We start from the raw sequence: 10,538 nt of genomic DNA, 5'->3' as shown, positions 1-10,538 counted from the left end.
GCGGGCGGCGTGTCAGATCGACGATTGCCTCATTCGCGCCGACAGCGCCTGCGCGCTTTCCTTGCGCTCGCTATAGCGGTCCGTCAGGTACGGCGAGGCGTCGCGGGTGAGCAGCGTGAACTTCATCAGTTCTTCGACCACGTCGACGATGCGGTCATAGTACGGAGAAGGCTTCATGCGGCCAGCCTCGTCGAACTCCTGGTAGGCCTTGGCCACCGACGATTGGTTGGGGATGGTCAGCATGCGCATCCAGCGGCCCAGGATGCGCATCTGGTTCACCGCGTTGAAGGACTGCGAGCCGCCGGATACCTGCATGACGGCGAGCGTCTTGCCCTGGGTCGGCCGCACGGCGCCGACCGACAGCGGAATCCAGTCGATCTGCGTCTTCATCAGGCCGGTCATGGCGCCGTGGCGCTCGGGCGAGCACCAGACCATGCCCTCGGCCCACTGGACCAGCGCGTGCAGTTCCCGCACCTTGGGGTGGTCTTCGCTGCCGGCGTCATCGACCAGCGGCAGCCCGGAGGGGTCGAACAGGCGGGTCTCGCCGCCCAGCGCGCGCAGCAGCCGCGCGGCTTCCTCGGCCACCAGGCGGCTGTAGGAGCGCTCGCGCAAAGAGCCGTACAGCAGCAGGAATCGCGGCGCATGGGCGGCGCGTTCGGGCGTCAACAGGCGCGCCCGGTCCGGCGCCTCGAACCGCGCGGCGTCGAGGTTGGGAAGATCGGAGTCCGGCTTGGAATGCATGCAATGCCTCGTGATGCGTGGTGGAATCTCAGTGTGGGCGCCGCGGTGTGGGCAACGCCAGCCATGGCTCAGCGCCGTCGGGGGCCGGCGTCGTACCAGCCCTTGCTCTGGTTGACCACGCGCACCACCAGCAGCATTACCGGCACTTCGATCAGCACGCCCACCACCGTGGCCAGCGCCGCGCCGGACTGGAAGCCGAACAGGCTGATCGCGGCCGCCACGGCAAGCTCGAAGAAGTTGGATGCGCCGATCAAGGCCGACGGACCGGCGATCTCGTGGCGTTCGCCGACGCGGCGGTTGAGCCAGTACGCCAGGCCCGAATTGAACAGCACCTGGATCAGGATCGGCACGGCCAGCATGGCGATCACCAGCGGCTGGGCGAGGATGGCGCGGCCCTGGAAGGCGAACAGCAGCACCAGCGTCAGCAGCAGCGCCGCCATGGAGAACGGCGCGATCCGGGCCAGGGCCGCGTCGAAGGCGGCCTGGCCGCGCCGTTGCAGCGCGCGGCGCCACAGCTGCGCGAGAATGACCGGAATCACGATGTACAGCCCGACCGACACCAGCAGCGTGTCCCACGGCACGGTGATGGCCGACAGGCCCAGCAGCAGGCCGACGACGGGCGCGAAGGCGAACACCATGATGGCGTCGTTGAGCGCCACCTGCGACAGCGTGAACGTCGCGTCGCCGCCGGTCAGCCGGCTCCAGACGAACACCATGGCGGTGCAGGGGGCCGCGGCCAGCAGGATCAGGCCGGCGATGTAGCTGTCGAGCTGGTCGGCCGGCAGCCAGGGCGCGAACACCTGGCGGATGAACAGCCAGCCCAGCAGCGCCATCGAGAACGGCTTGACCGCCCAGTTGATGAACAGCGTCACGCCGATGCCGCGCCAGTGGCGGCCAACCTGGCGCATCGCGCCGAAGTCGACCTTGAGCAGCATCGGGATGATCATCACCCAGATCAGCAATCCCACCGGCAGATTGACCTGGGCGACCTCGAGCCGGCCGATGGCCTGGAACAGGGACGGCATGAGTTGCCCGAGCGCGATGCCCAGCACGATGCAGAGCACGACCCAGAGCGTGAGATAGCGCTCGAAAACACTCAGCCCCGCGGGCGGCCGCCGGACGGCCGCCTGCTGTCTGGAAAGCGACATGGCTTTACTCCCGCGAGGCGCCGATGCCGCGCAGCTCGGCCTGCAGCGACAGGGCGTCGAGCTTGTCCAGCGGCAGGGACAGGAACAGTTCGATGCGGCGCTTGAGCGTGCGCGCGGCGTCGTGGAAGGCCTTCAGGCGGCGCGCCTCGTCGCCGGTCTCGGCCGCGGGGTCGGGAACGCCCCAGTGCGCCGTGGCCGGCCTGCCCGGCCAGACCGGGCAGGCTTCGCCCGCGGCGTTGTCGCAGACGGTGATGATGAAGTCCATCGTCGGCGCGCCGGGGCCCGCGAATTCATCCCAGGGCTTGCTGCGGTAGCCGTCGGCCGGCAGCGAATAGGCCTGGAGCGTGGCGAGCGCGAGAGGATGGACCTCGCCCTTGGGCGCGCTGCCCGCGGAGTAGGCGCGGAAGCGCTCCCCGCCCAGGCCCCGCAGCAGCCCTTCGGCCAGGATCGAGCGGGCGGAATTGCCGGTGCAGAGAAACAGCACGTTGAACGGAACGGATGACATGGGGATAACTCCTGGTCAGCAGGTAGTGCAGGCGCCGGGATCGGTGAGGTCGCAGGGGGCGCCCTGGCAGCAGTGTTCGGTGAGATAGCCGAGCAGGCCATTCATGCGCGAGTAGTCGGCGCGGTAGATCAGGTTGCGGCCCTGCTGTTCGACCGTGACCAGGCCGGCGTGCGCCAGCGCCTTCAGGTGGAACGAGAGCGCATTGCGGGCGATGCCCAATTGCTCCGCGAGCACGCTGGGGGTAAGGCCTGGCAGGCCGGCCACGACCAGCGCGCGGAAGGTGCGCAGGCGTTGGGCGTGGGCGAGGGCGCCGAGGGCGGTGATGACGTGGTCTTCATTCATTATTCGATAATACAACGATTATTGAATCATTGTGGATTTTTTTCCGGCGCGATGCAGCCGGTATCCGGCGCGCTTAGCGCGCCGCGTCGAACCACCGTCGCAGCCCGCGATTCAGAGGTGTGGAATAGCCGAGCGACACCAGCGCGCCCAGCAGGCACGAGCCGATGACGCACGCCAGCAGCAGGCCGAGCCTGGCATCCCCCGGATATTGCGCGGGCGGCAGCCAGGTGCGCAGCAGGCCCAGCACGAGCAGATGCAGCAGGTAGATCTCGTAGCAGTCGCGGCCGCAGCGCGCCAGCAGGCGTCGCGCCAGGCCGGGCGAAGGCGGGGGCGTCATGGGTCGGCCGAGCAGCAGCACGGCTGAGCCCAGCGCCATTGCGCTGGCGCCCAGGACGTTGCTCTGGCTGATCGGCCACGCGAGGTAGAGCGCGGCCATGGCGAAGCCGGCAAGCGGACGAACCCAGGGCTGCCGCAACGCCGGCATCGCCTGCCGTTGCCACAGCACCGCGGCGCAGCAGCCGATGGCGATGGCGTCGAAGCAGGCCAGATAGCCGTAGAGGTACGCCTCGCTCTCGCCCTGGTTGGCGAGGCGATAGAGCGGGCCTGCCACGATCAGCAGCGCGGCCAGCGTCCGCAACCCCGCGCCAGGCCGCAGCCACGCGCAGGCCAGCGGAAACAGCAGGTAGAAGGCCATCTCCACCGACAGCGACCACATCACGCCCAGCGCGTAGTTGATCCATCCTTCGCGGATGACCAGCACGTTCATCCAGGCGCCGAGGGCGGCGGCGTTGGCGGTCCAGAGCGACACCGCGCTGCCTGCGCGGTTGCCGAATAGTGGCAGGCCGGCCAGCGCCAGCGCATCGACGGCCAGCAGCGTCAGCGCCAGCGTGGGCACGATCCGCGCCAGTCGCAAGCGCCAGAACGGGGCAGGCCGGATGGCGTTCAAGCTGCCCCAGCGCTCGAGCGCATTGCGGGTGATCAGGAACCCCGAGATGACAAAGAAGATCGTCACCCCGTAGTTGCCATTGCGCGCGATGGCGTGCAGCAGCGGCCAGCCGATAACGCCGGCCAGCGCCGTGTCGCGCAGCGGATAGGCGATGTTGAAATGATGCAGCAGCACCAGCAGGATCGACAGGCCGCGCAGCATGTCGATGGCGTCATCGCGGGGGGCGGCGTTCATGCTCGGCGCCGCCCTACTGGCGGGGCGCGTCGGCCATGGCCGGCCACTCGCGCAACAGCTCGTCGCGGGCGCGCAGGCCGGCATTGGGCCGGGTGGCTTTCTCGTCCTGCAGCAGGCGCGCGAACACCAGTTGGCGGCCGTCCTTGCGCGCCCAGCCGACGAACCAGCCGTAGGCGTTGTCCGGCGTGTAGACGCCGTTGCTGCCCGGCGAGCCGGTGCCGGTCTTGCCATACAGGCGCCAGCCGCCGGCCTCGCCGGCGTCGAACAGCGTCTCGGCCAGATCGTAGGCCGCGGGCTTGAGCGGCAATTGCCGGTTGACCAGCTTGCGCAGGAACGCCAGTTGCTCCAGCGGCGAAATGCGCAGCGACGAGTTGATCCACGCGCCGTCCAGGCCGTTGTGCTTGCCGGGCTCGCCCGAGACGTCCTCGTTGCCGTACTGGAAGGCCGAGGCGTAGCGCTGGAAGCGCTCCTGCCCCAGCGCCCGGGCGGTCAGTTGTGAGTACCAGACCACCGAATACTTGATCCAGCGCGCCGGGTCCGTCGGTTGGCGCCAGGCGTCGCCGCCCCAGTCGGGGTAGCCCGGCTGGTAGTTCCAGACTGGCGCGTGCGCGCCTTGCAGGATGCCCGCGTCCGCGCCCATCAGCGCGATCGGCAGCTTGAAGGTCGAGGCGGGCGTGTAGCGCTCGGCGCAGGCCGCCTGCGTGCCTTGCTGGAACACGATGCGGCCGTCGGCCGCGTCGGCCACCACGGTGCACAAAACCGCCGCGCGGGCGGGGGCGCCGGCCAGCGCGAACAGGGACAGGGCCGCGCCCAGGGCGCGCAGAGGGAGTCGGAGGGGCATGATCGATGAAGCGTGGTGGGGAAAAACGGAAGGTGCGTTCAGGCGCAGTCGGCGCGGCCGTCGAGCAGGACCAGCGTCAGGTCGCGGTCGTCGATGTGGATCCGCATGGCCAGGCAGCGTCCGGCCTCGGTCGAGGCGCCGGTCTTGGACAGGCGGATGTCCCAGCCTTGCGCGCCGACCAGCGGATTGGTGTTGCGATAGCGCAGCGAGTCGCCGGCGGCGTGCACCGTCTCGGCGGGGGTGGTGGTGTCGCGCGCGATCTGCGGATACGCGGCGGCCGCGCTGACGATGCGGCCGACGTCGGCGGCGCTGGCGCGATTGGCGGGCGACAGGCCGGTCGGCTCTTCCAGCGTGGTGTGTTCCAGATGCAGCGCCGCGGTCTTGCGCCGCAGGGCCTGGGCGAAGGCCGCCTCGCCACCTGGATAGGTGCGGGCCAGGGCGTGGGCGGCGCGGTTGTCCGAGGCCATCAGCGCCAGCCTGAGCAGCGTGTCCAGCGTCACGCTGGCGCCCACCGGCAGCGGCGAGGCGGCGCCCGCGGCGGTGGCGCGCGCGTCGCGCTCATCGATGCGGATGGCGCGCGACAGGTCCGGCGCGGTGTCCAGCACCACCATGGCGGTCATCAGCTTGGTCAGCGAGGCGATCGGCACGGCATCGTTCTCGGCGCGGCCGAGCAGGGTTGCGCCGGAGCGGGTGTCCTGCACCAGTACGTGGGAGGCGCCGCTGGCCGAGATCAGCGCCTGGACCGCGGGCAGCCGCGCCATGAGGCGTTGCGCCTCCTGCGCGGACAGCGGCTGCGCCGGCCCCGTCGTCAGCGCCGACCAGGCGCCAAACCCCGCCAATGCGCACGACATGGCCAGCACGGGCAGGGCCACCGCGCGGCGGGCGGCGAGCGTGTCGGGTCGGACCAGGCGGCGGATGCGGTCGAGCAGGTCGCCGTCGCGCGCGGCGGGCGCCACCGGCGCCGGCGCTTCGTTGGCGCGCTCCAGGGCGTGGAGGGCCCGCGCCAGCGGCATGGGACCGCCGATCAGCGCCGCGGCCATCTGGTCGGCGATGCGCTCGCGTTCGATCCGCAGGCGGCGCGACAGCCACCAGATCGACGGATGGAAGAACAACAGCACTTCGGCCGCGTGCTGCAGCAGGTTCACCAGGTAATCGTGGCGCCGCACGTGGGCCAGCTCATGCGCCAGCAGCGCGGCCAGCAGGTCCGCCGGCATGCCGGTGACGAGCGAGGCCGGCACCAGGATCACCGGCTTGAGCCAGCCGGCGGTGACCGGCGTGGACAGGTTGCGCGTCACGCGCAGGCCGACCGCGCGCGACAGGCGCAGGCGGCGCGCCATGTCCGCCACGCGCGCCTGCCAGGCGGGATCCTGCCAGGGCTGGCTGGCGCGCAGCACGCCGCGCAACCAGCCCAGTCCGAACAGCAGCCGCAGCGCCGCCAGCGCGCTGCCGGCCAGCCAGGCCAGCGCCAGCCATAGCGGCCAGGCCGTGGCGGTCGTTTCCGCCGTGGGCGCGGCCGCGGCGGGCAGCGGGGCCGGCGGGCCGCGCCAGGCGAGCGCCACGTCGGCCATGCCGATGCCCACGCCGGCGAACAGCGCCGCGCCCAGCAGCAGGTAGCGCAGCCGGGCATCGTGGGGGCGCGTCAGCGTCAGCAGCGCCAGCGTGGCGGCGTGCAGGCACAGGATTTTCCAGGCCAGCGCCGGCAGGCTGCCGCCGAGGGTCCAGGCCGAGGCGAGCAGGAAGTCGGTCACAGCTTGTCGTCGCGCAGCAGGGCTTCGATTTCCGCGCGTTCCTTTTTGCTGACGTGGCCTTCGCGCAGCGCGGCCAGCACCAGCGCCTTGCCGGAGCCGGCGAAGGCCTTGCCGATCAGGTCCTTGATGAGGCCGCCCTGGGTCGCCTTCTGGCTCTGGGCGGCGGCGTAGACGTGCGAGCGTTCGCTTTCGTCGCGCGTCAGCAGGCCCTTGCCGTGCATGATCTGCATCAGCCGCAGCACGTTGGCGTAGGTTAGGCCGTCGCGCCCGGCGGCCATCGCGGCGTGGACCTGCTTGACGGTGGCGGGACCGGTTTCCCAGAGCGCCTGCAACACGTCGAGTTCGGCGCTGGTGGGCTTGGCGGTGGCGGAAGGGGAGACGGTCATGAAGCGGGGAAGTCGACAAAAAGTCGATCTAGAATAAATGTTCTAGAAAAGTTTGTCTACTTCCGCTTCTTTCGCGGCTCCTTTCGCCGCCGACCCGCCACCGATGCGCCGGGCCGGCAAGGCTTCAGCGCGACAGCCGGGGATTGAACGCGTCGTTCAATGCGTCGCCCAGCAGGTTCAGCGACAGCACCGTCAGGATGATGGACACGCCCGGCAGCGCCGCCAGGTACCAGGCCGTGCGCAGCATCTCGCGGGCGTCGCCGATCATGCTGCCCCACGACACCGCGTTGGGATCGCCCATGTTCATGAACGACAGCGCCGATTCCATCAGGATGGCGTTAGCCACCAGGACCGAGGTGGTCACGATCACCGGCGGCAGCGCATTGGGCAGGATTTCGAGCAGGGCGATGCGGGCGTGGCTGAAACCCAGGCTGCGCGCCGCCTGCACGAATTCGGATTCGCGCAGGGTGCGGAACTCGGCCCGCACCAGCCGCGCCACCACGGGCCAGGAGGCGACCCCGATGGACAGCGCGATCACCGTCACCGAGGGGCGGGCGATCGCCACGATCACCACCACCAGCAAAAAGGCGGGGATGGTCTGCAGCAGCTCGGTCACGCGCATCAGCGCCACGTCGACCCAGCCGCCGAAGTAGCCGGCCGCCGCGCCGATGGCGATGCCGATCACCAGGCTCAGCAACGCCGCGGTGACGCCCACCGTGAGCGACACTCGCGCGCCATGCGCCAGGCCGGCGGCCACGTCGCGGCCCATGGTGTCGGTGCCGAGCCAGAATTCATGGTCCTGCCCGGGCCACAGAATGGGCGGCCCCACCATGTCGAGCGGATCGTGCGGAAAGATCCACGGCGCGGTGGCCGCGGCCAGCAGGATCAGGAGCAGCAGCAGCGCGCCGGCCACGGCGGCCGGGTTGGCCAGCAGGCGGCCCAGCGCGCCGCGGCGCAGGCGGGGCAGAGGAGCGCTGGGCGCCGGCGCGGAAGCGGATTGAGCGGTCATGGCGAGTCGGGAAATGAAGGAGTCAGCGCACGCGGATGCGCGGGTCGAGCAAGGTCTGCAGCAGGTCGACGAGGATGTTGGCCAGGATCACCAGCAGCGACGACAGCACCAGGATGCCCAGCAGCACCACGAAGTCGCGCGCCATCACGGACTCGTAGGCCAGGCGGCCCAGGCCGGGCCAACTGAACACCGTCTCCACCACCACGGCGCCGCCCAGCAGCGTGCCGACGTTCAGGCCGGCCACGGTGGTGACCGGGATGAGCGCGTTGCGCAGCACGTGACGCAGCGCTACCGCGCGCGGCGTCAGGCCCTTGGCGTGGGCGGTGCGGACGAAGTCCTGGCGGTTCACCTCGAGCATCGAGGCGCGCGTGAGACGGGCGAAGATGGCCACGTAGAAGCCGGTCAGCGCCAGGGTCGGCAGCACCAGGTGGCGCGCCACGTCCAGCGCGTGAGCCCAGCCCGTGGCGCCCGAGCCGATGGTGGATACGCCGCCGGGCGGCAGCCAGCCCAGCTTGACCGAGAGCAGGATGATGGCCATCAGCCCGAGCCAGAAGCCGGGCGTGGAATACAGCAGCAGCGCCGCCAGCGACAGCACGCGGTCGAGCCAGCGGCCGGCAAAGCTGGCCATGACCGCGCCCAATGCGATGCCGGCCGCCAGCGCGCACGCCAACGCGCTGCCCATCAGCAGCACGGTGTTGCCCAACCGGCTGAAGATCAGCTCCGACACCGGCAGGTTGTAGCGCGGCGACACGCCCAGGTTGAGCGTGGCCAGGTCCCGCAGATAGGCGCCCAGTTGTTGCAGCACCGGCTGGTCCAGCCCGAAGTGGCTGCGCAGCGCGGCCATGCTGGCCTCGGTGGCCGAACCGGACTCCGCCGCGATCACGTCGGCGGCATCACCCGGCACCGCCTGCAGCAGGAAGAAACTGAGCAGCACGACGCCGATGACGGTCGGCACCGCTTGCAGCAGCGACCGTCCCAGGACCCGCAATGAACGATGCGCCGTCATGGCTGCAGATAGACGTCGGCCAGATTGGACTCGACGCCGTCGGCCGTCAGCGAGTGGTCATGCACGCGCTGGTTGGCGATGGTGATGAATTCCGGCTGGTACAGGTTCAGGTCGGGCACCTCGCGCGCCACGATCTGCTGGAACTCCTTGAAAAGCTGCACGCGGCGGGCCGGGTCGTTCTCGACCGCGGCGGCTTCCAGCAACTGGTCCACCTTCGGGTTCTGGTAATGCGTGCCATTGGAGAACGGCACGCCCTTGATGAAGTTCTTCGACCAGTACAGCCGCTGCACGCCGACGGTGGGGTCGAACAGGTTGCTGGCGCCGTTGGTGGTGAAGGCGAAGTCGCGGTCGGTGTAGACGCGCTTGATGAAGGCCGAGGCGTCCTGGGCCCGCACCGTCACCGCGATGCCGACGCGCGCCAGCGTGGTGCGCAGGTAGTCGGCCAGGCGCGGGCCGTCGGCGCCGATCGGGTTGTAGTCCAGCGTCACGCGAAAGCGCACGCCGTCGGCGCCCTTGGGATAGCCGGCCTCGTCCAACAATGCGTTGGCGCGCTTGAGATCGAAGGGGTAGGGCGTGGGCGTCGGGTCGTTGTAGGTCTTCAGGCCGGGCGCGATGGGCGAATACGCCACCTGGCCGACGCCGTAGTTCACCACCTTCAGGATGACGTTGCGGTCGACGGCGTGGGCCACCGCCTGGCGCACCTTCTCATTCTTGAAGTGCGGATCGTCCAGATTGAATTCCAGGCGCGTCACGTTGTAGGAGTAGCTGTTGCCCTTGGTCTCGAAGCGCAGCGACGGCACGGCCTTCAGGCGCGCTAGGTCGGCCAGCGGCACGGGCGTGCGGTAGCCCAGGTCGGCCGTGCCGGTCTCGAAGGCGATGGCGGCCGCGGCCGGGTCGGCGACGATGCGCACGATCAGGCGGTCGATGTAGGGCTTGGGCTTGTCCCAGTAGTCCGGGTTGCGCTCGTAGACGATATGGCTGCCGCGCACCCATTCCTTGAACTTGTACGGGCCGGTGCCGATCGGCGCCGAGGTGGCCGGATTGGTCAGCGGATCGGTGCCTTCGTAGATGTGCTTGGGGATGATCGGCGTTTCGGTCGCGACGAAGGCGCGGATCAGGTAGGGCGCCGGCTTGGACAGGCGCAGCACCACGGTGTGGTCGTCCGGCGTCTCGATGGCGGTGACGTTGGCGAAGGTGTTGCGGCCGCGCGGGTGGATCTTCTTGAGCAGCTCGATGGAGAAGGCCACGTCCGCCGCCGTGAACGGCTTGCCGTCATGCCACTTGACGCCCTGGCGCAGCGTGAAGGTGTACACGGTGCCGTCGGGGCTGATGTTCCAGGCGGTGGCAAGCTGAGGTTCGGGAGTCAGGTCGTAGTCGTATTTGAGCAGGCCTTCGGTGACCTTGGCGCTGACGCTCAGGATCGGCGTGGCGACGTTGCCCACGGTGACGAGCGCGGTGGGTTCGGACGGCAGCAGCAGCGTCAGCGTGCCGCCGCGGGCGGGTTCCGCATGGGTGTACGGACTGGCGGCCAGCAGCAGGCCGGCAAGGGTCAGGCTGAGGAAGGAACGGCGGGTTGGCTTCATGATCGTCGGGCGGGGAAATGATGAGGGCCCCGGGGCGCGCCCGGGGCGG

General features: G+C 69.9%; 11 protein-coding genes. All 11 read right to left on the bottom strand.

Features of this window, described 5'->3' with window-relative positions:
- Nucleotides 1–12 precede the first annotated feature (12 nt).
- Nucleotides 13–741 carry an arsenical resistance protein ArsH gene (gene arsH, locus ACUDCK_RS23970; protein WP_064525848.1) on the bottom strand — a complete coding sequence of 243 codons (729 nt, stop codon included), beginning with the start codon at nucleotides 739–741 and terminating at the stop codon, nucleotides 13–15.
- A gap of 68 nt (nucleotides 742–809) precedes the next feature.
- Nucleotides 810–1,889 carry an ACR3 family arsenite efflux transporter gene (gene arsB / locus ACUDCK_RS23965; RefSeq protein ID WP_054500781.1) on the bottom strand — a complete coding sequence of 360 codons (1,080 nt, stop codon included), beginning with the start codon at nucleotides 1,887–1,889 and terminating at the stop codon, nucleotides 810–812.
- 4 nt (nucleotides 1,890–1,893) lie between these two features.
- The gene (locus ACUDCK_RS23960) at nucleotides 1,894–2,394 is read right to left on the bottom strand and encodes an arsenate reductase ArsC (RefSeq protein ID WP_054500782.1); all 501 of its coding nucleotides are present in this window, start codon (nucleotides 2,392–2,394) and stop codon (nucleotides 1,894–1,896) included.
- A 15-nt stretch (nucleotides 2,395–2,409) separates the two neighbouring features.
- On the bottom strand, nucleotides 2,410–2,736 hold the full coding sequence (locus tag ACUDCK_RS23955) for an ArsR/SmtB family transcription factor (RefSeq protein WP_054500783.1): 327 nt from the start codon (nucleotides 2,734–2,736) through the stop codon (nucleotides 2,410–2,412).
- A 73-nt stretch (nucleotides 2,737–2,809) separates the two neighbouring features.
- Entirely contained in the window at nucleotides 2,810–3,916 is a 1,107-nt protein-coding gene (locus ACUDCK_RS23950) for an acyltransferase family protein (RefSeq protein WP_054500784.1), read from the bottom strand.
- A 13-nt stretch (nucleotides 3,917–3,929) separates the two neighbouring features.
- Nucleotides 3,930–4,757 (bottom strand): OXA-364 family class D beta-lactamase, encoded by an 828-nt coding sequence (blaOXA, locus tag ACUDCK_RS23945; RefSeq protein ID WP_175167125.1) that lies wholly within the window; start codon nucleotides 4,755–4,757, stop codon nucleotides 3,930–3,932.
- 38 nt (nucleotides 4,758–4,795) lie between these two features.
- A complete protein-coding gene (locus ACUDCK_RS23940; RefSeq protein WP_445659262.1) occupies nucleotides 4,796–6,505 on the bottom strand; it encodes a M56 family metallopeptidase in 1,710 nt (569 codons plus the stop codon).
- Nucleotides 6,502–6,891, bottom strand: coding sequence for a BlaI/MecI/CopY family transcriptional regulator (locus ACUDCK_RS23935; protein WP_054500787.1), 390 nt, complete (start codon nucleotides 6,889–6,891; stop codon nucleotides 6,502–6,504). Before ACUDCK_RS23935 ends, ACUDCK_RS23940 begins: the two co-directional genes overlap by 4 nt.
- Nucleotides 6,892–7,015: 124 nt before the next feature.
- A complete protein-coding gene (locus ACUDCK_RS23930) occupies nucleotides 7,016–7,900 on the bottom strand; it encodes an ABC transporter permease (protein WP_175167127.1) in 885 nt (294 codons plus the stop codon).
- 22 nt (nucleotides 7,901–7,922) lie between these two features.
- Nucleotides 7,923–8,906 (bottom strand): ABC transporter permease, encoded by a 984-nt coding sequence (locus tag ACUDCK_RS23925; RefSeq protein WP_054500789.1) that lies wholly within the window; start codon nucleotides 8,904–8,906, stop codon nucleotides 7,923–7,925.
- Complete coding sequence (locus tag ACUDCK_RS23920) at nucleotides 8,903–10,489, bottom strand: ABC transporter substrate-binding protein (RefSeq protein WP_054500790.1); 1,587 nt, start codon at nucleotides 10,487–10,489, stop codon at nucleotides 8,903–8,905. The genes ACUDCK_RS23925 and ACUDCK_RS23920 overlap by 4 nt, the downstream gene beginning before the upstream one ends.
- Nucleotides 10,490–10,538 lie beyond the last annotated feature (49 nt).

This window comes from Achromobacter sp. CF-sbj1-Ac2-l (genome assembly GCF_052698165.1).
Note: the sequence above shows the minus strand (reverse complement) of the source record. Positions and strands in the feature narration are given on the sequence as shown.

Coding starts and splice junctions, on each gene's coding strand:
- arsH (WP_064525848.1), bottom strand. CDS start 741: ATGCATTCCAAGCCGGACTCCGATCTTCCCAACCTCGACGCCGCGCGG.
- arsB (WP_054500781.1), bottom strand. CDS start 1,889: ATGTCGCTTTCCAGACAGCAGGCGGCCGTCCGGCGGCCGCCCGCGGGG.
- ACUDCK_RS23960 (WP_054500782.1), bottom strand. CDS start 2,394: ATGTCATCCGTTCCGTTCAACGTGCTGTTTCTCTGCACCGGCAATTCC.
- ACUDCK_RS23955 (WP_054500783.1), bottom strand. CDS start 2,736: ATGAATGAAGACCACGTCATCACCGCCCTCGGCGCCCTCGCCCACGCC.
- ACUDCK_RS23950 (WP_054500784.1), bottom strand. CDS start 3,916: ATGAACGCCGCCCCCCGCGATGACGCCATCGACATGCTGCGCGGCCTG.
- blaOXA (WP_175167125.1), bottom strand. CDS start 4,757: ATGCCCCTCCGACTCCCTCTGCGCGCCCTGGGCGCGGCCCTGTCCCTG.
- ACUDCK_RS23935 (WP_054500787.1), bottom strand. CDS start 6,891: ATGACCGTCTCCCCTTCCGCCACCGCCAAGCCCACCAGCGCCGAACTC.
- ACUDCK_RS23930 (WP_175167127.1), bottom strand. CDS start 7,900: ATGACCGCTCAATCCGCTTCCGCGCCGGCGCCCAGCGCTCCTCTGCCC.
- ACUDCK_RS23925 (WP_054500789.1), bottom strand. CDS start 8,906: ATGACGGCGCATCGTTCATTGCGGGTCCTGGGACGGTCGCTGCTGCAA.
- ACUDCK_RS23920 (WP_054500790.1), bottom strand. CDS start 10,489: ATGAAGCCAACCCGCCGTTCCTTCCTCAGCCTGACCCTTGCCGGCCTG.